This window comes from Anoxybacillus sp. P3H1B (assembly GCF_001560855.1).
Lineage (GTDB): Bacteria > Bacillota > Bacilli > Bacillales > Anoxybacillaceae > Anoxybacteroides > Anoxybacteroides rupiense.
This window is the reverse complement of record NZ_LPUG01000011.1, coordinates 496,235-521,404: the sequence shown is the minus strand read 5'-3', so window position 1 is coordinate 521,404 and position 25,170 is coordinate 496,235. Positions and strand designations below refer to the sequence as shown.

Here is a 25,170-nt window from a genome sequence, read left to right as displayed (position 1 = left end):
CTTACAAGATTCGTTGTCATTTCACCGTTGGAACGGCGGGGAGAGCCTGCTAAAAAACCGAAAGATGCTTCTATGCTTGCAGGAATCTTCCATTTCGAAGCGAATGCGGAAGTAGCCTAAAAAATATGCATGCCCACAAATGTCATATCATCATCGCCAAAGCGCTGATGATTCATTTTACCTTCAAGTTGCTGCACAAATTCTTGAAACGATCGACAGTTTGGCAAAATGCGCTCCACATAGCTCTCCCATTCCCCTCCGGTCGCTTCGATCATTCCATCTGTATAAATCGCCAAATAAACCGGCCCGCTGAACTGAAGCTTCTCTTTTTTATAAGAAAATTGGGGCACGATCCCGATCGGTATTCCTCCTTCTTTCAATCTCTTCATCTCTCTTCCTTCTAAAAGCAGCGCAGGCGGATGTCCGGCATTCACATACTCGAGCGTTTTTCGTTTCGTATTGACAACACCATAAAAGGCGGTCAAATAGGACCGATTCTCAAAAAGACGCAAGGTATGCCTGTTTAATTCGTAAACCACGCGCAGCGGATCAGTTACACGCATCATAAGCCCTGGCAGCAATGAACGAATCGACATCGCCACAAGCGCAGCGGCAACGCCATGCCCCATCACATCAATAACAATAAACGCATATTCGTGAGGACTCACTTGATTCCAATAATATAAATCTCCTGACAGCTGAGAAGAAGGAATATATTTTCCGTATACACAAATTTCTTCATTGTAGATCGAAGATGGGAGCATTCCTTCTTGGATACAACGGGCAAGCTGCAAATCCTTTTCCATTTTTCTTTTCAGTTCCAACAGCTGCCTGTCTTTCTCGATATGGACGATCCTCATTCTTTTTGACTCATCCGTCCTTTGTTTTTGACGATACGCCAAGCGAATGCGGGAGATTAGCTCCGTCGTTGTAAATGGTTTACGAATATAATCAAACGCTTCGGCCTCCAAAACGTATTCAATCTCGTCATCACATTCAATCATCGCCACAACTAGAATATCTTTTTGAAAAAAAATGGACGGCTTTCGCTCTGTTTGCGCCGCTAATAGCGCCTGAACGTTGGCTAACACAGCATCAACCTGCTTTTCTTGCAACATATACGCGTGGGCCTTATCCATTTGATCAAACACCTGTATCGATATTCCCTTGATCTTCTTTAACATTTCTTTCATTTTCATGACGGCTGCTTGATTCTCTTCAATTACGACGATGTTCATCGTTTAACACCCTTTTTTCATCCCCTGTCTCTTTTATCCGGGCATCATTATTTTCGATAAGCCTTCCATATCAATTGAGTACAATCTAACAAATGCATGGCGGATCGTCAATATGACTTTCTCCTAATGAACCAAAGAGGCGGCCGCACGGTGTCAATAATCGTGTTGCCTTATTGAATAAATAGCTTCATCATCAACGGTAGCCCATAAGATGATGGCTTGCAATCGATTCCGTATTTTTGAATCTGCGTGGCTACATATGAATCGAATTTGTTATCATCATATTTCAGTCAAAAGGCACCCCGAAGGATGCCTTTAATCAAATGACTATCACATTGTCGTCTCGATTTTTCCAAACACTCCATAAATATACCCGCATAGCACGCAGTATACGATATGAAACCTTGTATCCCCATCTTTGCTTTTTCTGACACTGTTACCTGACACAATATTTTCGATCCCACTTGTACCACAATTAGGACATTGCAGATTGACCATTCCTATCCTCTCCTCTCCCTTTATAATCATTCGATAAAAAAAGACAGATTCCTACATGATTTGATCATTTGTTGTCGACAAAAAATAGCGAGACTTAGGATGAATGGTCTTTGCCATTAGAAAATGATACGACGCTTTTAACTCCCTTTGACTCAGATGGTCCCCTCCATCAAAGGGCTTTTTATTGAATGAAGGATTATGAGAGGCCGCTTCTTCAGCAATTGGCAATCCCTGTCCGCAAAACCTCTTCACCGTATGGAAAGCAGAGAAATCGGTATCATTCCTCCTATTCCCGAAACATCAAGCGTCTTTTCTCTCGAACAAGAAATGTTACTGCTTTCTTCTGGATTGCTCATCTGTCTGTTTCACTGCTTATTCTTCCTTCTTGAGTTCCGGGTTCTATTTTACGATATTCAATACTGGATGGATTCAGCCCATTTCCTAAAGATCCGTAAACGTTCCCTTGGCGCGGTTCGACCAATTCGTTTTGCTGATAGTAAAGTCTCGGTGTCTTCCAGAGTGCCCATAATGCTTTGAGCATTGGCATTTCATGATATCGATCTGGCCACATCCTTTTAATATGTTCTTTTACTAACGGATAGTATTTGGAACTCATGCTTGGAAACAGATGATGCTCTGTATGATAGGAAAAATTAAAATGGAGGAAATCCACCCATTTTGGAACGGTAACGGAAAGACTGTTAGCAAGCGGGTCGTTGACAGGAACTAAAGGATTGAGGCGATGATTGGTTGAAATGTAGCTCATCACAATAAAATTAGCGATCAACAGCGGTAATAAAAAGCTAAAAAACCAATTCGCGAATCCAACAATAAACAGCAAACCAATCCATGATATCCAAGGCAACATAAACTGCAAAAAGACGATAGCGCGATTTTTGGGCTGAAACTGTTTGCGAAAATAACCAAGCATTCTGATCGAATGAAACGTAAACATAATCGTTAACGAACTAAAGGCGAAAAACGCCCGTATCGTAAATGGAATTTTATAGATCCAGCGCAACAGACGGCTTTGTGCCAATTTGCTCATGCTCGGCCATGCATCAGGATCTTTTTCTTCATTTTGTGTATGGACATGGTGTGTGGCATTATGCCATTTTCTCCATAGCTTCGGGCCGGTGCATAACGGCCAAAAGGCAACAGCTCCAAGAAAATCCCGTAGCCATGGTGTCCGCACAACCGTACCATGCAAAATTTCATGTCCTAAAAACCCAAGCGCCGCAAAACTAAAACCTAATACAACAGAAATCAAGGTATTCCATATCACATGAAGATCGAACAAAGAAATAACGAGGATACCACTAAGTACTGTCAATAGATACACCAATCCAAGGAAAAGACGGGATGGGGTAGGTTGAAATGCTTTTTTCGGCAAATACGGGGAGATTTGCGCCGCATACCAACCGAATGAATGAAACTTTTTCATATCATAACTCCTTTCAACTTTAACCTTTTGCCTGTAATCGAATGTAGCAAAAGGGGCCAACCTAACAAAAATTACAATTTTATAAAAAAAATCACATAACTGTTGATACGTTTGATTTATCTTAACATTCCCCTATTTGTCCTGTCAATGGATTTATGACCTAGTATTATTAACAGTTGCTATTCTTTCTATCAGCACGATCCCTAAAGCTGAATATACCAATCGATGGAATTGGGGATAATTTTCCAAATAAAAAAGACATCCTTAAAGATGTCGCTCCCAATCAACGAAATTCTCTATTCTCTTTATCAATGCTTTTCTGCTCACCTTCATTATTTTCAGGCGAGGAGGCTCCCGCTTTAATGAAGAACAGGCGGACACGGGGAAGAGTTGACATGATGGCGATGCAGCAATCCTCCCTTAAAAGAAATCAGCAAAAAACGTCGGTTTTGGCGAAATCATCGCCTCCAGCTGTTTGACTTCGGCTTCTGTTCCCTTCAGCTTGCCCATCTGATATAATGACCAAGGTCGCACATACCCCAGCAGCAGGGCAGCCGCCGTATTCATATCGAGCAAAAGCCCCCGTTTGGGTGGATGCAGACAAGCGGATTCTTCTTTTGTTGTCTTGCGAAATACCTTCACTCCCTTCTCATCCAGTTGGTAAATAGCTGAATTCCACGGCGCCACTTCATCATGCACATGCCAAAACAGCGGATTCTCTTGTTTCACAAAAGGATACGCTTGCAAAAAGCGTTCTAGATCAACGATTCGCGCCATAAAGTACGGATGAATTTCTTGGACGATTCTCGGCTCTTTCAACAAATAAGGAAGCGGATCGTCAACAGTGGTCACAATCGTCACCTGGTCTGCCATGGAATCATGCTGGCAAATAAAGTTCCATAGTCCTCTTTTTGCTTCTTCATGAAGAGCCACCATTTCTTTCACATGCATTTGCCGGTTTTGCATGTCATACAACAAATACCCTGCTGCTTGATGCTCCTTATCTATGTACAATACCGCATGCTCCGCTTTGGCGAACACAAAATGCTCCCACCAAAAATGATCGCGCTTTAATCCGCCGTTATATGAACGAATATAGCCTTCATACACGCTGTTTAACAGATCCACATTCTGAAGGGAGGCCCTCTCCATTCGTCCTGCTGCTTCTGGTAATGGGACGAGCTGCTTATTCTCAATGATTAATTTCTTATAAGAAGCAAAAAGCTCCCAGCCAAATCTTCTGTAAAAATTCACTTGAAACGGATGGAGGAATGATATACTTTTCCCGCTCTCCCTCATTCGTTCCAACGATTTTGTTAACAGCTTGGCCACCTTTCGCTTCCGGCGATGCTCAGGCCATGTCGCTACGCCGGCTACCCCTCCCATTTCCCATTCTTGTTCGTGAATAAAAACCGTAAATGGCAGCAAATGCACTTTTGCAGCAAGTTGGCCATTCTCAAAATCTCCCAAAATCTCTTGTTTATCCATCCATTGTTTGCGAACCATCTTTTGCTGCTCTGTAAGCTTATATTGAAAGGCATATTCTGATAGACGAAAAACCTCTTCATAATCAGCTTCCGTCAATAAACGGACAGATTCCATAATAGCTTCCTCCCTCTTCTCGATATCCTTTTCCCTTATTTCGCTTTTTTTCCTATAAAATCCTTTGTCCAGCAAAAATAAAAACCTTATAACGATAGATGCATTTTCTGGTTTGCTCGTTTTTTGGTCGACTTTCATCTCCTGTTGATGCCAGCTTTCTCATCAGAAGATTCAACTCACAGCAGATTTCCATTTTTTATAATCGAGGGCCAGTAATCGACTGTCGAAATCGGTTATCACCTGTTCATTTGGAGATCACTAGCAAGAAAGCCCTCTTAATCTCAATTGAATAGAGAGCCCAGCCAAACCTAGTTTTTTAATATCATTCACCGAGAAATCTCCCACCTCTAAGCGAAGTGGAGGTGGAGGAGGTTCATCGCGGAGAGCTTCTTAGGACGAAACTGCCCAGCATATAAAGGGAGTGTTACGAAAATCGTCTGATTTATGCTATTCTAATAGTGCGAAAAAATAAACAGAAAAGGTGTTTTTCATGAAATCATACATCGTTGTAGGAGCCGGCATTTTAGGAGCATCAACCGCCTACCATTTAGCAAGAGAGGGAGCAGCCGTCACCATCATCGATCGCGGCGACAAAGGCCAAGCCACCGCCGCAGCCGCCGGCATTGTCTGTCCATGGGTATCCCAGCGCCGCAACCAAGTTTGGTACCGCTTAGCCAGAGGCGGAGCCAAATTTTATCCTTCGTTAATTCAAGAACTTCAATCGCATGGAGAAACAGAAACAGGCTATGAACGAGTAGGGGCCCTTTGTTTGCATACAGATAAAGAAAAACTTGAAAAGATGATGGATCGTACACTGCAGCGCCGCCAAGAAGCGCCGGAAATCGGAGAAGTGACAAAGCTATCCTTTGCACAAGCAAAACAGCTAGTTCCAGCGCTGGCTGAAGGCTACGAGGCTGTTTACGTCAGCGGAGCAGCGCGCGTCAATGGCAAAGCATTGCGCGATGCGTTAGTGAGAGCCGCCCAAAAGCTGGGGGCCATCTATATAAAAGGAGACGCCAAGATTGTTCAGCAACATTCGCATGTGAACGGTGTGGAAGTCGCTGGCACTTATTATCAGGCTGACGCGGTCGTCATCGCAGCCGGCGCATGGGCAAAAGAATTGCTGCTGCCGCTCGGCATCGAATTTTTAGTCACGCCGCAACGGGCGCAAATCATTCATCTCGAAAAGCCAGAACAAGATACCGATCACTGGCCTGTCGTGATGCCGCCTAACAATCAATACTTGCTTACTTTTCCAATGGGGCGGGTCGTTGTCGGAGCGACCCATGAAGACGGTGTCGGTTTCGACTGCCGAGCAACCGCAGGAGGAGTGTATGAAATATTACATAAAGCGTTAGCAATCGCACCCGGATTATCAGATTGCACACATAGCGAAACAAAAGTTGGTTTTCGCCCTTATACCCCTGGGTTTCTTCCTGTCTTTGGAGCGCTTCCCGGCTTTACCGGCATTTATGTGGCCAACGGCTTAGGGGCATCCGGGCTAACAGCAGGGCCTTACTTGGGCGCTGAGCTTGCCAAGCTCATTGTCGGAAAGCCGACCGAGCTGAATCCACTCGACTACCATATCGCCGGCGCGGTAAAATGAGAGAATACACCTAACAAAAAAGAACCCTCGCCATAGCTGATATTCAGTTGAAAAAGCTCCCCAATTCATTTCGGCTACTGGATGCTTATTTCACACGCCAATCATAAGCCAAACCGCAATTATCCGTATGACGGTTTGGCTTAGATACCTGGGAATAAGCGAAAATGTTGTGCCCTTCCCGTTTTTTTTGGATAGAATAATAATATACTTACCGTTCGCAAGAAGGGAGCGAGAGGATGAAAATTACGCAAACGACAGACTACAAAACTATTGCCGCATTGAATAAACACGTTCACGATCTGCATGTTGCGTTATATCCCCGGCATTTCAAAAAATATGATGCGGAAGCCATGAAGCGGTTTTTTCAAAGTGTGATCCACCAGCCGCATTTCATTTTTCTATTATTGGAAGAAAACGAACAAGCATGTGGATATGCTTGGCTGGAGATACGAACACATCCGGAAAATATATTTTTTCAGTCCTATCAATCTATATACGTCCACCAAATTAGCATTAGCGAATCCGTCCGAAACAAAGGCTATGGCACGCAACTGATGGAGTACATTTACCAGCTGGCACAAGACAAAGGCATCTATTTAGTAGAGCTCGATTATTGGAGCAAAAATGAAGTCGCAAAAAATTTCTACGCAAAGCAAGGATTTCAAGTATACCGAGAGCTTGTTTATAAAGAGCTTGCGCCCCGTCATCTATCAGAGGATCATGCTTAAGATCAGATAACGGAATAGTCAAAAAAGCTAGTTTTTAAGTTACGGCGTGCTTTTTCTCCGGTTCGGAATAGAGCAGAGGGTGAGCAGACGAACGAGGCCCGTAACGCAAGATAAAGGCATTTGTCAACATTCTAAGCGGAAGATTTTTTACGCATCTTCCGCCGTTTCTTTTTATCTTGTGATCATTTCCTGTCCCTCTATATATTGTTCCACTTCACGAATGGAAGGAAGACCTTCCCAGTCTCCTTTAAATTGTGTAGCTAGGGCGCCTAATAAATTCGCTCGCTTTAATGCTTTAGGTAAACAAATGTTTAAAACATCCTCATCGAGCGGCTGATCTTCATCTAACAGCACAGACAGCAAGCCCGCGGCAAACGCATCTCCGGCCCCTACCGGATCAACAACCTTATCCATACGAAAAGCGGGGGATTGGACCGCTTCATTTTGATAAAAGCCAATAGATCCCTCTTGTCCAAGCTTCATAACAACCAGCTTGGGGCCCATTTGCAAAAACTGCTTTCCATACTCTGCGACCGGCTGCTCACCAATTAAAAATTTTGCTTCTTCTAATCCAGGTAAAAAAATATCGCACAACGGCATTAATGACAATAAAACGCGCCTGCTCCTCGCTCCATAGCTTTCGGCGTAAGTTCGGGTCAAATGAGACAGTTAATCCTCTTGCTTTCGCTTGCTCCATCACTTTTTTAATAAAATCTTCCGTCCGTTCGCCTAGTGCGGGCGTAATTCCGGTTACATGCAGATGACGGGCGTTGGCCAACCACTCAGGTTGGATATCTGCTTCGGAAAATTTACTTGCTGCTGAATATTTTCTATATTAATATATCATTGGGTCGCCGTAACCTTTAAATTCTTTAAAATAAATGGCGGTCGGCGCCTTCTTATCACGAATAACGCAGGAGACATCGACTCCCTCCCCGGCAAGCGTGCTCACAATCAAATCGCCGAATGGATCGCAGCCAAGCCGGCTGATCCATCTTACTTTTTTGCCGAGCCGCGTAAGCCCGATGGCCACATTGGATTCAGCGCCTGCTATCGATTTGGTAAATAAAGGAGAGTACCTTAAGGAGCCGTCTGTCATTGGTTGAAAGAGAATCATGCTTTCCCCGACTGTCACCACATCAACATCATTATTTTGCTGCATCGCTGCCAACCCCTTTAGCAAGCTCAACAAACATACGCGCCCGCTTTGTGAGTTCATCGTAGTTTTTTTGTTGCACAAGCTGTTTGTCGACTAAATTTCCTCCTAATCCAACGGCAATGGCCCCATTATTTAATATTGTCATCATATTTTTTGTATTGACTCCTCCTGTTGCAATCATTTCAATAAAAGGAAGAGGAGCTTTTACCTCTTTAATATAGTTCGCTCCTAAAGTTCCGACCGGAAACACTTTCACAGCGCTCGCCCCTAGCTGATAGGCCCTGTACATCTCGGAAGGTGTCATCGTACCAGGCCATACGTCGATCCCTTGTTCGACACAATAAGCAATCACTTGTTCATTTAGATGAGGAGAAATAATATATTGCGCTCCCGCCTGTATGGCTTCTTTAGCCATCTCTAGATTTAACACCGTCCCCGCACCAATATAAAGGCGGTTTTCATATGTTTCTCTTAGCTTCGCAATAGCGGCTAAAGCTCCATCGGTATTCATTGTGATTTCCAAAAATTTCATTCCCCCTGACTGTAAAGCCTCGGCAATTGGTTGTATGGAATCTTGTGAAACTCCTCTAATGATCGCGATGATTTTTTCCTCTTTCAATAATGGGAGCAAACGAGACGTCATCAGTATCATGCCTCCATTCTTATCGTTTTATAGTGTAACCCCTGTTTTCCAAATGGCCATGTCGTGAACATGATGATTTCTTATGATTGACTGCTTTGCCACTTGCTATTTCGATAATATACGATATAAAATCACATAATACCTCTTTCCACGAATTTCCTTCTAGTAAACGTCCAACAATGAACCTCTCCCGCCTCTTAACGGAGTAGAGGTAGGAGAGGTTCATGAATTAGAAAATATTTGCTGCTCATTAAAGTATGCGCCATCCATTATTTTGCAAAAGCCTTCATAAAAGAGGTCCACCCTCCCCCATTACCCCCACCACATATTGGTCGGTTGGTCTTCGATTAAGACTTGTTTTAAGTTGCTGACAGCGCGTTTAAATCCCTCTTCAATCGACATGAGTGGATCTTCGTGTTCGATGCTGACGACGTAATCATATCCGTATGTGCGAAGGGCACTCATCATATCTGACCATTCTTGAAGGCTATGACCGCATCCAACAGACCGGAATGTCCAGGACCTTGTTTGAACATTACCGTATGGCTGCATGTCCGTTAAACCATACATATTGACATTGTCTGGATCAATATAGGTGTCTTTTGCATGAAAATAGTGAATAGCCTTTTCTTTTCCTAAAATTTTAATCGCAGCTACCGGGTCAATCCCTTGCCACCAAAGGTGACTTGGGTCAAGGTTTGCGCCTACAGCTTCACATGTTTCCTCACGAAGCTTTAACATCGTATATGGTGAATGAACTAAAAAGCCACCGTGCAATTCTAGACCAATTTTAACGTTATGATCTTGAGCAAATTTCCCCCACTCTTTCCAATATGGAATAAGCTTTTCTTCCCATTGCCACTTTAAAATATCATTGTATTCATTGGGCCAAGGGGCAACCGGCCAGTTTGGATATTTCGCCTTTTCATGGTCACCACTAACGCCAGAGAAACAGTTCACAACAGGAACCTCCATCATCTCCGCAAGCTGAATGGTTTTAACAAACGTTTCATGGGATTGCTTCGCAAATTTTTGGTCGGGAGAAAGGGGATTTCCATGACAGCTAAATGCACTGATCATGAGCCCACGAGATGCTACTTCCTTAAGGTAGCGCTCGCGCTTTTCTTTGCTTTCTAATAATTCATCAAGGTTGCAGTGAGCAGAACCTGGATAGTTTCCTGTTCCAATTTCGACTGCGTGTAATCCTGCTTCTTTCACGTAATCGAGCATGTCTGTAAACGATTTATTAGAAAAAAGCACTGTAAATACGCCTAGTTTCATGACAAACTTCCTCCCATCTCCGTTCGTAATATGCTTTTACTTTTTTCACTGCTTTCATAAATCACATCGATTATATGTGAAACTTGTATCGCTTCTTCTGGTTTCACTAAAGGTTCTTTTAATCCAAGACACGCCTCCACAAATGCTTTTGCCTGTAAAAACCCTTCCTCTTTTTCCTCGGGAATATAGGCAGCCACACTATTAAACAGCATCCCATGTTTCGCATAGTTTAAGGTAAAAGGAAAAACGTCTAAGCCGCCTTTTTCGCCAGAAATGGAAAGAGTATCTTCATCTTTCGAAATGTTAGCAGACCATGATGTTTCAAAAAGGAGGCTTGTTCCATTTTGAAAACGAAGGTAGGCTGTCGCATGATCTTCAACATTGAATGTTTCATGATTAAAGCTGCCCCATTCATTTACTTGATTTAGTATTTTACTAAGTACGTTATAGGTGGCACCTGTGACTTCTTTCACTTTTGGATTTCCCATCAACCAAAGAGCAAGGTCTAATAGATGACATCCGTAATCGATGAGGCACCCTCCACCCTGCAAGTCCTTATTGGTAAAAACGCCCATTCCGGAACCTTTCTTCGCCGTAATGCTTTGACACGGACAACGAGCGGATGACCAATTTCACCTTCATCGATCACTTTTTTTGCTGCTTGTGCTTCTTTCATAAAGCGATAGTGGTAGGCGATCCATAATATTTTCCCGGACTTTTCTTTCGCTTTTATCATTTCCGCACATTCACTCGCATTCATCGCCATTGGCTTTTCACAAAGAACATGAACGCCGGCTTCCAGTGCCGCAATAGTCATTTCCTTATGAAATTTATTCAGGGTACAAATGACAACAGCATCGACATGTGGCAGCATATCTTTATAATTCTCGTAAACTTGTGGAATATGAAATTGGTTTTGTACTTGTTTTGCTTTATCGATGTTTACATCGCAAACAGCCGTGACGGCTGCTTCATTTAATTGCTGAAATGCTGGAATATGGCAAAATGTAGCGATTCCCCCTGCTCCAATCATACCGACTCTTAATTTTTTCATGGTGACACCTCTTCGCCGTTGGTCTCGTTTCATGAATTTGTTCGGTTAAGCTCGACAACTAAGCAAACAAACCTGTTCTCAAATAAAAAGGACGGCACTCATGTTTTATATGTTGGTGCTTTATTTCTAGGTTCATATCTTTTACGGGCTAGTTTGTATGAGGTTGAAGCGCTGCTATTCGGCTTCGAATTGACATTTTTTGATAATGAAGCTCATTGACTACGGGTCTGGGCTTTCCTTTCAGCTTTGCGGCTTTGATCGCGGTTTAGCACTAGTTTTCGTGTTTTCAGCACCCTTTTTCACGATTTTCGAATAATGCCTATCCGCCACGTTGAATGCTTTATCACTTTTATTCGAGGGTGAGGTTCTTTTTTCCGTAGCTTCATGCCTTGATCCTGCTGCTCTGCGATTTCCCTCCTGAAATAAGCCCAACACATGGATTTTTCCCGCCCTGAGATTTGATCCCCACATCTTTTATTGTTTGACTCTTTCCCATGTTAGCGGTACGACTTTTTTTGCTTGGGCTGCTTCGAACGCAGCAAGAATGACTAGCAAAGATTTCATTCCTTCCTCTCCCGATATCGGAGGTTCTTGGTCGTTTAGAATGCTTTCAACAAATTGGTCAATGACGTGAGAGGTTGTTTGCCCGCCTTCTTCATTGGATTGAATGGCACTAAGCTTGTAATTGACCACTTCTCCATTTTTGTATTGGACTACTAAAGAATAGTCTGGATCGTCTTCTAAACGTAAAATTCCTTTTTCACCATAAATGATGGTTGAGTTGTCTTCTTTTCCGTTGTATGACCAGCTAGCAGCTAGGGTTCCGATAATGCCGCTCTCTGTTTTTAAGAGGCAAACGGCGTTGTCATCGACATCTGTTTGTTCCTTTGCTATTGTTTCGACAAATGCGGCTACTTCGATGATTTCTTCACCAAGTAAAAAGCGAATTAAGTCCGCTTTATGGACACCTAAATCGCCCATTGTTCCCATTGCCGCCTGCTCCTTTTTAAAGAACCAGCTGTCTCTTCCATCAGCGCTCCATCCTTCAGGTCCGGGGTGCCCGAAAGCTGTGCGGAAACTGTAGATTTTTCCGATTTCTCCTTTTTCAATTAACTCTTTGGCTTTCACATGGGAGCTTACAAAGCGTTGATTATGGGCAATCATTAATTTCTTTCCAGTTTGTTTGGAAGCTTCAATCATTTCCTCAGCTTCTTCTTTTGTTGTCGCCATTGGCTTTTCACATAGGACATGTTTCCCTGCTTTTAGGGCAGCAATGGAGATAGGGGCGTGTAAATAATTGGGCGTACAGACACTAACGGCATCAATTTCTTCATTTGACAAAAGGTCCTCATAATTTGTATAAGGTGTTACATGATATTTTTTAGCTATTTCGACTGCGCGTTCTTTATTACTATCACATACAGCGACAATGTTTAGGTGTTAATTTTTTGAAAATTCCGTAAAATAACGGTGTTTAGCAATACTTCCACACCCAATTACTCCGACTTTCAATTTTTTCATCACAAATATTCCTCCTTAAAACATCGGTGTTGTTTAGGACCTCTTCCGTTAAGATTGGATTGTGCTTTATAAGAGTATAATCCAGCTCCCCAAGCAGCTGATGAGAGCAAGTGCCGCCAATAGTAGTCATAATGGCATGAATACGCGGATTGGCAAACATATCATGTAAATCTTCTAGACGCTCTTCCACTGTACCTGCCATATATTCATTTTGTTTTTGAGCATGCTTGCCAACGGCAACGTTAAATCCTAGTCTCTCTAATTCGGCGATCCCTCTTTGCAACCGTCTTGGACATAAAGCCGCAACCCCCGATGAAGGGGGAATAATGCCAATGGTATCTCCAGGACGCAATCGGTTAGGAAGCAACGCCATTTTTTTCTCCCTATTTGTAAAAATACACATACAAACAGATAAACTCCAATCCATTTTATCCAGCCTCATCTTGAGTGCTATGGGCAAAACCACTGGCTCTATCGAGATATTCTCCGTCTATGTTAATAGCACATTACCAAATGGCTTTGATTCTTGTTCTATTTCTATCATTTGTAAAAAATAACTAAATTGATAATAACACATAAAGCAGCGGATCTTTGAAGCTATGCCTTTCACAAAGTAAGTTCGGCAAACAAAAACCGAGTGATGTCAGCAAAAAATGGTCACTGTCTTGGTGCCCATAACATGACAGCTACGCCAGCTAAACAAAGAAGCATGCCCATCCGGTCATAGGAATCAGGCACTTTTCGATCCATTCCCCATCCCCAGAGAACAGCAAGTACAACAAAAATGCCCCCATAAGCCGCATAAACTCTACCGAAATTCGGAAATTGCTGTAAAGTTGGAATAATCCCATAAAGAACAAGAAGTAGGCCTCCCAGCATTCCATATATCATTGGCTTGTCTTCACGAAGCCACAGCCAAACTAAATATCCTCCGCCAATTTCCGCTAATCCCGCCAGAACAAATAGAACGATCGCTACAAACATATGTATTCCTTCCTTTTCCATCCCTAAAATTCAAAAAGCACAGCGATATCTTCTCTCGCAAAGACAGCAAGATGCCCTGTTCTCTATTTTCTTTTTATAGACAATGTCTTCATTTCTCATTTATATCATTATAAACGATCAAACGTTTATTTTATATGATCGCTTGATAAAATACAGAGAATCGACAATCGTCGATTTCCTTAACACTTCCACTTTCTTTTGCCGATGATCAATATGGACAATAAAATAAAAAGATGCTAAATCTCAGCATCTTTTTTCAAACAGAGAGCCGGGCACATAGCTTCCATAAAAGCCGGCTTGTTTTATACGGTTTGCCTTCTCATAGCACTTTTTGCTCGTCTTCCCATTCTTCGATGACCACTTGATGATCGGGCTGAAGATGAGAAGCCGGACGCCAATAGGAAAATAGAATCATCGATACGATGCTGGCTACGATGCCATACATAATCGGTTTCGTCGAGCTGAGGCCTTCCAACGCTAAACCAGCAAATACGACAAGTGAGCTAATAACCATCGAATACAGCCCTGCTTTCGCTGTTGCCTTTTTCCAAAAGAAACCAAGAATAACAGGGACGAAAATGGCACCTGATAAAATCGCATAAGCCACGTCAAGAGCAACGAGCACATCTTGAATCCAAATGGCAAAGATTATGGCGATCACACCGACCACAAGGGTAATGATCCGCGATAATCGTACAACATGCTGGTCGCTCATATTTTTTAGCCAATATTGCTTCAAAATATCGTGTGAGATCAGTGTCGAGGAAGCGAGCAGCGTTCCTGAGGCGGTAGACATGAGCGCAGAACACACGCTTGCTAAAATGAGACCTAATAACCCATGTGGAAGAATAGCGAGCGACATGCTGGCAAATACATTTTGCGGATCACTGATGGTTGGAAAGACAATCACTGCACACATGCCAATGATACTTAAAGCTAACGCATACGCAATGCTGTACACCCCGGCATACACCGCTCCGCCTCGAGCGATTTTCGTGGTTCGTGCTGTAAATACTCGCTGCCAAATATCTTGAGAAACGATCATTCCTAATGTATATAATAGAAAGTATTGAAAAATGCTGGACCATCCGATGGAGGTAAAATCAAAATGAGAAGCCGAAAGCTGTTGAGAGAGCGCCTCCCATCCGCCGACGCGAGATAAGCTCATCGGCAGCATAATGAAAAAGATGCCGATGGTCATCACAAGAAACTGAATAATATCTGTCATCGTTACACTCCACATTCCGCCGAGGATCGTATAAAATAGGACGATGCCACCTCCCACAAGCATGGAGGTCGTCATAGGCCAACCGAGCACCGCGTGTATAATGCTGCCCATTCCGATCACCTGCGTAACAGAAACCATTAAGGTATAAATCGCCGCCACAATCGCGCTGATTAAACGAGCTTCTTGATTGTAGCGCCTTCCTAGCAATTCACTTATCGTCGTAACGTTCGCTCCGTAAATCTGCCTAATAAAAAACAAGCCTAATAGTGTGATGCCCAGACCAATCATAAAGACAAACCACATGCCTGAAAGCCCAAATTGATACCCCAATTTGGCCGTGCCAATCGTTGAAGCGCCGCCAAGAATGACGGCGGATAAACAACCAAGGTAAATAAACAAACCAAGATTTCTGCCTGCAAGCGCGTAATCTTCCGCCGTTTTCGCTTTTTTCGCTCCTAAAATCCCCACGACGATTAAAAGAAGAAAATAAGCCAAAATAACACCTGTATCAAGGACGCTCATCCCGATTCCCCCATTCTTGTTTTCATCAAGAAACCCGCCGCTATCTGCCTGTCATTTTAGCTTCAAATGAACGGAAGCCCATTTCGTTTTCATACTCCGTTAACGCCTCGGCCAGCAAGCGCAAGCCATCATCAATCTGCTCCTTCGTCACAGTCAGCGGTGGAATCATGCGAATAACTTCTCCTTGATTTCCGCATAAATAGAAAAGAACCCCTTTTTGCAGACAGCGATTTAAAATATTCATCACCCCCTCTCCATTTGGTTCCCCTGTCATTGGATCAACGATTTCAATGCCAATCATCAATCCGATCGAGCGCACCTCGCCAATCACAGCGTGTTTTTCTTTGAGCTCATCCAACCGTTCACGAGCATATTGTCCAACAATCCGGCAATTTTCCAGCACGTTTTCTTCCTTGAATACTTCTAATGTCGCCAGCGCTGCCTCGCAGGCAATCGGATTGCCGCCAAATGTTGTTCCGTGACTTCCTAGCGGCCATTGCTGCATCAGCTCTTTAGAAGCCACCGTTGCACTTAGCGGAAGACCTGAAGCGATTCCTTTCGCAATAGCCATAATATCTGGAACAACGTCAAATGTTTGTGCGGCAAACCATTCCCCCGTGCGTCCAAATCCTGTTTGCACTTCGTCAAAAATAAGCAAAATTCCATGTCGGTCACAAATTTCTCTTACTTTATGAAGCCATCCTTTTGGGGGAACAATATATCCTCCCTCTCCCAATACCGGTTCTAAAATCATGCACGCTACTTCTTCCGGGGTCACTTGATGAGCAAATAAAGCTGCAGCTTCTTTCTCTAGTTGACGAGCCAAATAAACATCCGGATCTTCACCGTCTGGACACGTTTTCGGATTCGCGTATGGCAGCTGATACGTCAATCCGTTTGGCTGCAAATATTGGCGATATTTGCTTTTGGAGGTACTGACGCTAAGCGATCCTAAGGAACGCCCGTGGAAACAGCCTGTAAACGATATCACATACGGACGTCTCGTAACATGCTTGGCCAGCTTCATCGCTCCTTCAATCGCTTCCGTTCCGCTATTAGCAAAAAAGAAACAGTTTAATCCTTCAGGCATAATCGGTGTGAGCTCTTCGGCCAAACGAAGAATAGACTCATACATGATGACCCCGCTCGGTCCATGCAGCAGACGGTCTGCCGCATCTTTAATCGCCTGTACTACTTTCGGGTGACGGTGGCCAATGTTTGTTACGGCGATCCCGGAAGTAAAATCAAGATATTTTTTTCCATCCACCCCGTAATAATAGCAGCCTTCCTCCTTTACAACTGGCAAATTCGGATGATCTTTTGCCATCGTTGGCGCAAGCAAATCCGGCATTTGTTGAAATAGATGAATCCAATTGCTTTCTCTCATCTTTTTTCTCCCCTTGTGCGAATGAAATTTGTTTATTCATAACCCGCTATGATGATACCAGTACACAGCGCGGAAGGAATGTTCTCAACCACATTTGCAGGATGCTGATCCATCCTGTTGCTTTCAAGCGAAAGGGCCGATGATCCGCCATCCCTTCAACCGCTCGTTCATGATTGCATCAACTGGGCTTTAGATGCTGGCTGAATACACGCTTTTCCTAGGTTTCAAGTTCATTCTTGCCGACCACTCAAAATCAGGCCCCCCAGCTAAAGGGCCTTTTATCCTTCTGTTCCGCATCCCTTTCATTGTCTAGCAACGCCAGATCGTCTCTCTTGATGCGATCGCCTTTTCTTTAAAGCGATGAGTGTGATCATTTCATAAATAATGGCGGAGGCCAGCACAGCCGTAATTTCACCCTGATCGTATGAAGGCAATACTTCAACTAGATCAAAACCAACGATGTTTAAACCATCAAGTCCTCTCACATATTCGAGCGCTTCATAACTTGTAGGCCCTCCTACTTCCGGTGTACCGGTTCCAGGAGCAAATGCCGGATCAACAAAATCAATGTCATAAGAAACAAAAACAGGCCGATCTCCCACTCGTTGATGAATGCGATCCATCACTTCAGAAAAGCCTGTTTTTCGAACTTCCTTCATCGGAATCACTTCAAAGCCGAGGCGGCGTGCATCCTCGATATCATCTGCGCTATAGAGCGGTCCGCGCATACCGACTTGAATGGAGTGATCCACATCGAGCAATCCCTCTTCTACAGCCCGGCGAAACGGCGTACCATGCATATACTTCTCTCCATAGTAATGGTCCCATGTATCTCCATGCGAATCAAAATGAACAAGCGCGATCGGCCCAAAACGTTCATAAAATGCCCGCAAATGTCCTAATGTGATGGAATGATCTCCGCCCATCATAATGGGAATAATATTTTTTTGCAAAAGAGGACGCAATTCCTTGACAATCCGACCATATGTCCGCAGCGCATTTCCAGGAACAACATCTATATCACCATAATCGATTCCAGAGCAGTATTGAAAAATATCAATCTCCATATCTGGATTATACGGACGAAGCAGTACTGAGAAATTTCGAATGTGTTGCGGACCGTATCGCTGTCCCGTTCGATTAGAAGCAGCCGTATCAAACGGAACACCAAGCACCGCAAAATCAACGTTATCCGTTGTGCGAACATGCTCTAGCCGCATAAATGTGCGAACGCCACAAAAGCGTGGCGATTGCGATGAATCTTTTGGTTGATACACACAAACCCCTCCCTTTATAAAAATATATAAATGCAGCTTGAAAATAGAACGAACGAGCTGTGGAAAATGGACGGTCGCGGCAAGGCTAATGGAAATATTTTGACTAGCTACCCTCATTTTGTTATCGTTATAGACAAACGTTACAAAATCAAGCGGGGGGATAATCGATGCCGCTTGATATGTAAGTATTTGCATCCATATGGAGCTTGGCCTTTTTCAACGTCCTTTGTCACACCCATGCCCAGTCTTTTTGTTGTAGACATGATTCGTTCCGTCTTGCCATGACGTTTAGATACCATGGGCATTCGATCTAGATTTGTGAATAATATAGCGAAAATCAGCCATACTGGATTTGCGCCGCTAAAATGGAAAGAGCGAAAGATGGCATGAAACGAGCAACAAACAGCAAAAGGCGGCTCGCAAGCAGAAGCTTACGAACCGCCTTTATTGTCTAGGATTCTTCCTCACCCTTCAGCTTTTTCACAACTTTCCTGCTCTTAATGCCCCAAAGCTGCCGACCGGCCTTTATCTTTCGGCAGCCAATAAGTCAACACTCCGAGCAGTGGTAAAAAGCTGCACATCCACATCAACGATTTAAGCGTGTATGTATCGGCAATTTTACCAAGTACGACCGCGCCTAACGCTCCCATTCCAAACGCAAGACCAACAATTAATCCAGAGGCCATTCCGACATTTCCCGGAAGCAACTCTTGTGCATACACGACAAAAGTTGAGAAGCTAAGTGATAAAATAAAGCCAGCTAAAAAGAGCGCAGGCAGCGCCCATCCGAGCGGAAGATGCGGAAGCAGCAAGGCGAACGGAGCGGTACCGACTGTAGAAAACAGCATTAAATTCTTCTTTCCAAATCGATCGGCAAGCGGGCCGCCAACAAATGTGCCAATCGCTCCAGCGATCATAAAAATAAATAAGTACAGCTGCGCTTCTCGTATCGAAATATGGTAATATTGAGTCAAATAAAACTGATAATAGTTGGAAATACCGGCCGAATACCAAGAGCGAGTAAACACTAAAAAGATTAATAGAATTAAAGCAAAGAGAACGCGTCGCCGCTCTTGCCCTTCCAATTTTACCACTGTTTTTTGGGCACGGTCTTTCTCTCGCTGTTCTAGTTTATGAGAATACCACCGTGATACGCGAGATAATATCATAATGCCCAGCAGTGCCACCATTGTAAACCATCCGGCCCCTTTTTGGCCAAACGGTACAAAAATAAGAGCCGTAAACAATGGAGCAAGAGCATTTCCTGTATTTCCTCCTACCTGATAAATCGATTGGGCAAACCCTCGTCTCTCTCCTGCTGCAAAATAGACCACCCTTGCTCCCTCCGGATGGAACACGGCAGAACCAAGCCCTACTAATAATACCGATAATAAAACAAAGAGAAAGCTAGGCGACAGCGCCAAACCGACCATTCCCAACAGGCTCGCAGCCATTCCAAGCGGCAGAAAGTATGAGGAATGACGCCGGTCCGTAAATAAGCCAACAACAGGCTGAAGAACCGAAGAGGTCATATTCAAGGTAAACGCAATCCAACCAATTTGCATATACGATAAATTCATCGATGATTCCAAAATCGGAAACAGCGCAGGGACAACGGCCTGCATGGCATCATTAAGCAAATGGCCCATGCTGATGGCAATCAAAATAGGATAGACTGTCATCCGAACAGGAGCAGCCTGCTGAGCACTTGTATACATCTTTTCTCTCCCTTTCTATTAATTTAAGCATTTCCCTAAGAAGTCTCCCTGACCAATGACAGAGAGGCATCAGCTACCATTATACTCCTTTTAACAAATGTTTCAATTATTTAGCATTTCCTTTCCAAATTAACATCTAGGCATGAAGCTTTAGAAACCTTCTATGATGTTCCTCTCGTCATTATCGTGATGATATACATATACAAAAATGCTTATGTATACGAAATGATAGCTGGCACTACTTCTTGAAGAAGCATACCATGCTTAAGTGCCGCCGCTGCACTTAGCTTGTTTGGTGAAGGGATCGCTTTTTTGTCATTCCCTGAGAAATGACAGGCGAAATGGTGTGAACAGCGATCGAACACATGCAACAGCCAGTGTGAGAAAAAGCAAGGATGCTCTAGCTGAGTCTCATGAAGCCCATGTTAACTAAATACATACACAAAAAACGGCTGCTGCACCATGCCTAGTCATGGCGCAGCAGCCGTTTTTTTTTGCGTTCTTTCTGTTCCGAAAAGCAACTATTCACGATTTATTTGCCAAAAAACCCTTTTAACGCAAACGCGACATTTTGTGGTCGTTCCGCTAGGCGGCGCATAAAGTAGCCGAACCAGTCGTTGCCAAACGGAATATATACACGCATTTTATATCCTTCAGCCACAAGCTGTTGCTGCATGTCGGTGCGGAATCCGTACAACATTTGAAATTCAAATTGGTCGCGCGGAATATTGTTCTCTTTAGCAAATTGCTTCACTTTCGCAATAATGTTATGGTCATGTGAAGCAATGGCCGTGTAGCTTCCGCTTAATAAATGCTGTTGAATAATGTTCATGTAATTGGCATCTACTTCCTGTTTATCCTGATAAGCCACCTCAGGTGGTTCTTTGTAAGCACCTTTTACTAAGCGAAGAGAGACTCCTTTTAAATCTTTGACATCTTGCTCCGCGCGATATAAATAGGCCTGAATGACTGTTCCTACATTGTCATACGTTTTGCGCAATTCATGCAAAATATCTAATGTCGCCTGACAATGAGCGGAATCTTCCATGTCAATGCGCACAAAGTTATTGCACCGCTTAGCGGTTTCCATAATTCTTTTCATATTGTCAAGGCAAAAATGCCAATCAATATCAAGCCCCAGTTGTGTCAGTTTAACAGAGAGATTGCTGTTGACCCCCGCTTTATGAATGGCCTCTAGCGTTCTCACATTATATTCTGTCGCCTCAATCGCCTCTTCTCGGCTCGAAACAAACTCGCCTAAATGGTCAAGCGTACAAACAAGCCCTTTTTCATTCAGCTCTTTCACTTTAGCAATAGCGCTTTCAATCGTCTCACCAGCGACAACTTGGGAAGCTCCAAACCGGAGCCCCCATTTTTTAGCTGCTTTATTTAATGCTTTGCTTTGCGAAGCATATAGAAAAATATTTTTTGAGATTTGTGCTAACATCGTCTTTCCTCCTAAAACGCCTCACTTACGGTTTTTGCTTGCATATGAAGAATTAAATAATCAGGGCCCCCTGCTTTTGAATCGGTTCCTGACATATTAAAGCCGCCAAACGGCTGATAACCGACAATCGCACCTGTACAGCCGCGATTAAAGTAAAGATTGCCAACATGGAACTCCTCACGAGCTTTTTCAAGATGGGCACGATTTTTCGAGATGACAGCTCCTGTTAATCCATATTCCGTATGATTTGCTATTTCAAGCGCATGGTCAAAGTCCTTTGCCTTCGTAAAAGCGACAACTGGACCAAAAATTTCTTCCTGCATAATCCGTGCGCTTGGGTGGACATCAGCAAAAATCGTTGGCTGGATAAAAAATCCTGTTGAATCGTCTCCTTCTCCTCCAGCCATCAGTCTGCCTTCTTGCTTGCCAATCTCGATATATCCCATAATTTTGTCAAATGACGCTTGATCGATAACCGGTCCCATAAATATGCTCTGCTCTTCTGGATTCCCCACCTTTAGCTGTTTTGTCAGCTCGACCACGCGGTTTAACACTTGTTCGTACACATCTTCAACGATAATCGCCCGTGAACAGGCTGAACATTTTTGTCCGGAAAAGCCAAAAGCCGATGCAACAATAGACTGTGCCGCTAATTCAAGATCGGCTTCTCGATCCACAATGATCGCATCTTTTCCACCCATCTCGGCAATCACTCGCTTAAGCCATTTCTGTCCAGGCTGAACGATCGCTGCTCGTTCGTAAATGCGGCAACCAACAGCTCGTGAACCAGTAAACGAAATAAAACGCATCTTTGGATGCTCGACTAAATATTCGCCAACCTCCGCTTCGCCGCCTGGCAAATAGTTTAGTACCCCAGCTGGCAGCCCTGCTTCCTCCATCATTTCGACAAATTTCGCAGCCACGACAGGCGCACGGTCCGACGGGCGCAAAATAACCGTATTTCCTGTTACGATAGCCGCTACAGTCGTGCCAGCCATAATCGCCAACGGGAAATTAAATGGAGAGATAATAAGCCCGACCCCTAGCGGAATATAATGAAACGTATTGTGCTCACCAGGACGACTCTCCACAGGGATGCCGCGCTGTAAATTCATCATTTGGCGCGCGTAATACTCCAGAAAATCAATCGCTTCTGCCGTATCAGCATCCGCCTCTTTCCAAGGCTTTCCGACTTCTTTTACTAAAAGCGCGGAAAACTCATGCTTTCTTCTGCGTAAAATAGCCGCTGCTCGAAATAAAATGTGCGCACGTGCTTCAACAGGTTCATTTCGCCATGTTTCAAACGCTTGGAGCGCTGCTTCCATCGCTTTATCCGCCCATTGCTTCGTCGCCTTTGAAACCATGCCGACAATCTCTGCCTTGTTCGCCGGATTGCGCGAAATTATTTTTTCTTCTGTAGTTACGCGTTGCGTCCCAATCACAAGCGGATATTCTTGTCCAAGCTTCGATTGAACATCGGTTAATGCTGCTTGAAATACTTGCCGATTTTGCTCAACAGAAAAATCGGTAAACGGCTCATGCTTATACGGTACAGCCATTCTCATCGTCCCCTTCTTGATCAGCTTATATGATTCATTATAATGGATACATTCAGAAGATTCTTTGTTTCTCCGGTATAATGATCAAGCCTTATATTTGTGTGTCGAACACAATATCATCCTTATATTGGAGAAGGAGGAGATCAATGTATAACATCATTCGTTGTTCAAAATCAGCAAAATCAATGCCAGTAATCGCTTGAATGCGCTTGATTCGATAATGCAATGTGTTAGGATGTATGTATAAGTCCTCTGCTGTTTCTTTAATTTTTCCATCATTTTTAAGATACTGCTTCAATGTTTGGATAAGCGTCGTTTGATTTTCCATATCATATCTTTTCAATTTCTGCAATTGTTCGTTTTGATAGCGCTGCCGCTTATGCTGCGCATATATGGCCGGAAGCAGCCGATAAATCCCTAACTCCTCATAAAAATGGCCAAGCGGTTCATGAAGTCGCGTTTTAATATGTATCACCTCAGTTGCTTCTGTATAGCTTTGTCTCAGATCCTTTAATCTGCGATACTCTTTGCCGATTCCCACAAGGACATCCCGCTGTAAATCACAGTGAAACTCCTTCTCTAATTTTTCAAGCAGCAGCCGAGCTTGGTCCAAAGCTGTATGAGAGGAAACAGAGGGATTTCCAATGATGCAAATCAACTGCTCATGATTTTCGATCAAAAAGGTGGAGCCACTTAACGCATTCATGCTAAAAATAATATAATGGCGAATGATTTCCTTCCTATCGGACCGCAAAACCCGAAACAGAACGACAACAAACTCCTTTGGCAGTTTGATTCCTCTCAGTTCTGCTTCAATCTTTACAGCTTGGTCACTTGGGGCTCCTTCTCGAATGAAGCTCATCAATATCCGTTCCATTTCCTTCTGCCGCTTACGAGTCACACTCATTTGTTGTTCAAACCATTCCGCCGCTTTCTTCGCCGCCTCCACCAAAAAAGACTGATGTTCCTCCGCAAATGCGTCACTGGCTTCCTGAACCCATAAATATCCATAAATTTTTTTCCCGCTTTTGATGCAGGCGACCGTGCGAGGGCCAAGTCCAATTTCTGTCAATGTTGGGATTTTAACGACTCCACTCGCCTCTTCAATGCGCTGAAGCCAACCACTTTCATGCAAATAATGGACAACATGGGCCGCGGCCCGTTTGCTTAAAATGGTATTCATGCGCACCGCATCCGGTTCGTTGTGGTTTCCGCTATAAGCCATCAGTTCCAAATCACGTGATTCAATGGTCACTGGACATTGAACATGGGCGGAGACAAAATCAGCTAATTCATGAAGAGAAGCAAACTCTTTTTCATTCCATTGTGACTCTTGTTTGGATCCATCCATACAGACGATTCTCCCTTCATTAAAACCCCTTTTGATAGTATGTACACTTTCATTGATTTACAATATACGCTTGCATGCTTGCGACATTTGTGTTAGCAGTAAAAAACGCCTGTTCTAGTGAAACAGCAGGCGTTTTTGCATTCGTTGGCATCACGAAGACGGCAAAAATGTCTTTGGCATGACGACCGCAATCACTTCTCCTTGCGCGCAAAGAACATCATTTGCATAAACTTCTGTCTGCACTCTCCATTTTTTCGGATGTATTTCCTCCACCGTACCAATCGCTTTGAGCGGTACCCCCTGTGGAGTGGGCTTCAGAAATTGCACATTTAAAGAAGCGGTTACAAACCGCGGCGGGGCTGTGCCATCTCCGGGCTCATAGCCATTTTTACGATGCAGGGCCAATGCTGCTGAACCGGTTCCGTGGCAATCAATTAAGGACGCGAGCAGCCCGCCATATACAAATCCCGGAATTGCTGTATGCTCTGGACGCGGTGTATAAATAGTCACTGTTTGCTCCCCTTGCCATCCCGTCCGAAAATGATGGCCTTTTTCATTAAGACGACCGCAGCCATAACACCAAGCAAAATCATCCGGATATTCATCTTGAATCACGTTTACAACCTTTTCTTCCATCTTCTCTCCCCCTTTCCATTAAGTATAGCCGAGCGGCTATAGACAGAGCAATCTCCATTCATCTTTAGACGTACATTTTTCGTTTGTCAGCTGCTCCTATGGGAAGTCATCTTCTTTGTTTCCAAAAATGGGCCCCTTCTGCTCACGTTGAATGAAATCTGCTACACACATTTTTTATCAAAGTTCACAAAGTTGTAAGTCTTGCAGAGCAAACGGCTAATAAAAGGGCTGGCTTACGTTGATACACAACGTAAGCCAGCCCTTTA

19 protein-coding genes and 2 pseudogenes are annotated in these 25,170 nt (G+C 43.7%); 2 read left to right on the top strand and 19 right to left on the bottom strand.

Going from position 1 to position 25,170, the window contains the following annotated elements; translation table 11 throughout:
* Window positions 1-116 precede the first annotated feature (116 nt).
* The 3 genes from AT864_RS06670 to eis form a co-directional block, all read right to left on the bottom strand.
* Window positions 117-1,238, bottom strand: coding sequence for a PP2C family protein-serine/threonine phosphatase (locus AT864_RS06670; protein ID WP_066147501.1), 1,122 nt, complete (start codon window positions 1,236-1,238; stop codon window positions 117-119).
* A gap of 850 nt (window positions 1,239-2,088) precedes the next feature.
* Window positions 2,089-3,180, bottom strand: coding sequence for an acyl-CoA desaturase (locus AT864_RS06660; RefSeq protein ID WP_066147497.1), 1,092 nt, complete (start codon window positions 3,178-3,180; stop codon window positions 2,089-2,091).
* Between the two features lie 420 nt (window positions 3,181-3,600).
* Window positions 3,601-4,782: an enhanced intracellular survival protein Eis gene (eis, locus tag AT864_RS06655; RefSeq protein ID WP_066147495.1), complete on the bottom strand. Its 1,182-nt coding sequence runs from the start codon at window positions 4,780-4,782 to the stop codon at window positions 3,601-3,603.
* Window positions 4,783-5,272: 490 nt separating this feature from the next.
* Here eis and AT864_RS06650 point away from each other — a divergent pair, with 490 nt between their 5' ends.
* Window positions 5,273-6,388, top strand: coding sequence for an FAD-binding oxidoreductase (locus AT864_RS06650; RefSeq protein ID WP_066147493.1), 1,116 nt, complete (start codon window positions 5,273-5,275; stop codon window positions 6,386-6,388).
* A gap of 236 nt (window positions 6,389-6,624) precedes the next feature.
* Window positions 6,625-7,116, top strand: coding sequence for a GNAT family N-acetyltransferase (locus AT864_RS06645; protein ID WP_066147491.1), 492 nt, complete (start codon window positions 6,625-6,627; stop codon window positions 7,114-7,116).
* A gap of 171 nt (window positions 7,117-7,287) precedes the next feature.
* Here the strand turns inward: AT864_RS06645 and AT864_RS18660 are convergent, their stop codons facing one another.
* The 16 genes and pseudogenes from AT864_RS18660 to AT864_RS06560 form a co-directional block, all read right to left on the bottom strand.
* Window positions 7,288-7,716, bottom strand: coding sequence for a carbohydrate kinase family protein (locus AT864_RS18660; RefSeq protein WP_275192202.1), 429 nt, complete (start codon window positions 7,714-7,716; stop codon window positions 7,288-7,290).
* 235 nt (window positions 7,717-7,951) lie between these two features.
* Complete coding sequence (locus tag AT864_RS18655; protein ID WP_275192196.1) at window positions 7,952-8,278, bottom strand: PfkB family carbohydrate kinase; 327 nt, start codon at window positions 8,276-8,278, stop codon at window positions 7,952-7,954.
* Entirely contained in the window at window positions 8,265-8,918 is a 654-nt protein-coding gene (locus AT864_RS06635) for a bifunctional 4-hydroxy-2-oxoglutarate aldolase/2-dehydro-3-deoxy-phosphogluconate aldolase (RefSeq protein WP_066147489.1), read from the bottom strand. Before AT864_RS06635 ends, AT864_RS18655 begins: the two co-directional genes overlap by 14 nt.
* 312 nt (window positions 8,919-9,230) lie before the next feature.
* A complete protein-coding gene (locus AT864_RS06630; protein ID WP_066147487.1) occupies window positions 9,231-10,199 on the bottom strand; it encodes a sugar phosphate isomerase/epimerase in 969 nt (322 codons plus the stop codon).
* Window positions 10,196-11,253, bottom strand: a pseudogene (locus AT864_RS06625) (Gfo/Idh/MocA family protein). The gene AT864_RS06630 and the pseudogene AT864_RS06625 overlap by 4 nt, the downstream one beginning before the upstream one ends.
* A gap of 474 nt (window positions 11,254-11,727) precedes the next feature.
* A pseudogene (locus AT864_RS06610) lies at window positions 11,728-12,774 on the bottom strand (Gfo/Idh/MocA family protein).
* Complete coding sequence (locus AT864_RS06605; protein ID WP_066147481.1) at window positions 12,728-13,147, bottom strand: LD-carboxypeptidase; 420 nt, start codon at window positions 13,145-13,147, stop codon at window positions 12,728-12,730. Before AT864_RS06605 ends, AT864_RS06610 begins: the two are co-directional and overlap by 47 nt.
* A gap of 284 nt (window positions 13,148-13,431) precedes the next feature.
* Window positions 13,432-13,758, bottom strand: a complete 327-nt coding sequence (locus AT864_RS06600) for a YnfA family protein (RefSeq protein WP_066147479.1) — start codon at window positions 13,756-13,758, stop codon at window positions 13,432-13,434.
* A gap of 340 nt (window positions 13,759-14,098) precedes the next feature.
* The gene (locus AT864_RS06595; RefSeq protein ID WP_066147477.1) at window positions 14,099-15,529 is read right to left on the bottom strand and encodes a sodium:solute symporter; all 1,431 of its coding nucleotides are present in this window, start codon (window positions 15,527-15,529) and stop codon (window positions 14,099-14,101) included.
* A gap of 40 nt (window positions 15,530-15,569) precedes the next feature.
* Entirely contained in the window at window positions 15,570-16,916 is a 1,347-nt protein-coding gene (locus tag AT864_RS06590) for an aspartate aminotransferase family protein (RefSeq protein WP_066147475.1), read from the bottom strand.
* Between the two features lie 302 nt (window positions 16,917-17,218).
* A complete protein-coding gene (gene speB, locus AT864_RS06585; protein ID WP_066147733.1) occupies window positions 17,219-18,193 on the bottom strand; it encodes an agmatinase in 975 nt (324 codons plus the stop codon).
* Between the two features lie 497 nt (window positions 18,194-18,690).
* Complete coding sequence (locus tag AT864_RS06580) at window positions 18,691-19,911, bottom strand: MFS transporter (RefSeq protein WP_066147473.1); 1,221 nt, start codon at window positions 19,909-19,911, stop codon at window positions 18,691-18,693.
* 532 nt (window positions 19,912-20,443) lie between these two features.
* On the bottom strand, window positions 20,444-21,358 hold the full coding sequence (locus tag AT864_RS06575; RefSeq protein WP_066147471.1) for a proline dehydrogenase family protein: 915 nt from the start codon (window positions 21,356-21,358) through the stop codon (window positions 20,444-20,446).
* 11 nt (window positions 21,359-21,369) lie between these two features.
* Entirely contained in the window at window positions 21,370-22,917 is a 1,548-nt protein-coding gene (pruA, locus tag AT864_RS06570; RefSeq protein ID WP_066147468.1) for an L-glutamate gamma-semialdehyde dehydrogenase, read from the bottom strand.
* Window positions 22,918-23,008: 91 nt separating this feature from the next.
* Window positions 23,009-24,268 carry a CdaR family transcriptional regulator gene (locus AT864_RS06565; protein ID WP_066147466.1) on the bottom strand — a complete coding sequence of 420 codons (1,260 nt, stop codon included), beginning with the start codon at window positions 24,266-24,268 and terminating at the stop codon, window positions 23,009-23,011.
* Window positions 24,269-24,418: 150 nt separating this feature from the next.
* Window positions 24,419-24,904: a PaaI family thioesterase gene (locus AT864_RS06560; RefSeq protein ID WP_066147464.1), complete on the bottom strand. Its 486-nt coding sequence runs from the start codon at window positions 24,902-24,904 to the stop codon at window positions 24,419-24,421.
* Window positions 24,905-25,170: the final 266 nt, after the last annotated feature.

What these genes read in the sequence shown, in the direction of transcription:
- AT864_RS06605 (WP_066147481.1), bottom strand. Translation starts at nt 13,147, where the DNA reads ATGGCGTTGCTTCCTAACCGATTGCGTCCTGGAGATACCATTGGCATT.
- AT864_RS06590 (WP_066147475.1), bottom strand. Translation starts at nt 16,916, where the DNA reads ATGAGAGAAAGCAATTGGATTCATCTATTTCAACAAATGCCGGATTTG.
- AT864_RS18660 (WP_275192202.1), bottom strand. Translation starts at nt 7,716, where the DNA reads ATGCCGTTGTGCGATATTTTTTTACCTGGATTAGAAGAAGCAAAATTT.
- AT864_RS06645 (WP_066147491.1), top strand. Translation starts at nt 6,625, where the DNA reads ATGAAAATTACGCAAACGACAGACTACAAAACTATTGCCGCATTGAAT.
- AT864_RS18655 (WP_275192196.1), bottom strand. Translation starts at nt 8,278, where the DNA reads ATGCAGCAAAATAATGATGTTGATGTGGTGACAGTCGGGGAAAGCATG.
- AT864_RS06575 (WP_066147471.1), bottom strand. Translation starts at nt 21,358, where the DNA reads ATGTTAGCACAAATCTCAAAAAATATTTTTCTATATGCTTCGCAAAGC.
- AT864_RS06560 (WP_066147464.1), bottom strand. Translation starts at nt 24,904, where the DNA reads ATGGAAGAAAAGGTTGTAAACGTGATTCAAGATGAATATCCGGATGAT.
- pruA (WP_066147468.1), bottom strand. Translation starts at nt 22,917, where the DNA reads ATGGCTGTACCGTATAAGCATGAGCCGTTTACCGATTTTTCTGTTGAG.
- AT864_RS06565 (WP_066147466.1), bottom strand. Translation starts at nt 24,268, where the DNA reads ATGGATGGATCCAAACAAGAGTCACAATGGAATGAAAAAGAGTTTGCT.
- AT864_RS06630 (WP_066147487.1), bottom strand. Translation starts at nt 10,199, where the DNA reads ATGAAACTAGGCGTATTTACAGTGCTTTTTTCTAATAAATCGTTTACA.
- AT864_RS06595 (WP_066147477.1), bottom strand. Translation starts at nt 15,529, where the DNA reads ATGAGCGTCCTTGATACAGGTGTTATTTTGGCTTATTTTCTTCTTTTA.
- eis (WP_066147495.1), bottom strand. Translation starts at nt 4,782, where the DNA reads ATGGAATCTGTCCGTTTATTGACGGAAGCTGATTATGAAGAGGTTTTT.
- AT864_RS06635 (WP_066147489.1), bottom strand. Translation starts at nt 8,918, where the DNA reads ATGACGTCTCGTTTGCTCCCATTATTGAAAGAGGAAAAAATCATCGCG.
- AT864_RS06580 (WP_066147473.1), bottom strand. Translation starts at nt 19,911, where the DNA reads ATGTATACAAGTGCTCAGCAGGCTGCTCCTGTTCGGATGACAGTCTAT.
- AT864_RS06660 (WP_066147497.1), bottom strand. Translation starts at nt 3,180, where the DNA reads ATGAAAAAGTTTCATTCATTCGGTTGGTATGCGGCGCAAATCTCCCCG.
- AT864_RS06600 (WP_066147479.1), bottom strand. Translation starts at nt 13,758, where the DNA reads ATGTTTGTAGCGATCGTTCTATTTGTTCTGGCGGGATTAGCGGAAATT.
- AT864_RS06650 (WP_066147493.1), top strand. Translation starts at nt 5,273, where the DNA reads ATGAAATCATACATCGTTGTAGGAGCCGGCATTTTAGGAGCATCAACC.
- AT864_RS06670 (WP_066147501.1), bottom strand. Translation starts at nt 1,238, where the DNA reads ATGAACATCGTCGTAATTGAAGAGAATCAAGCAGCCGTCATGAAAATG.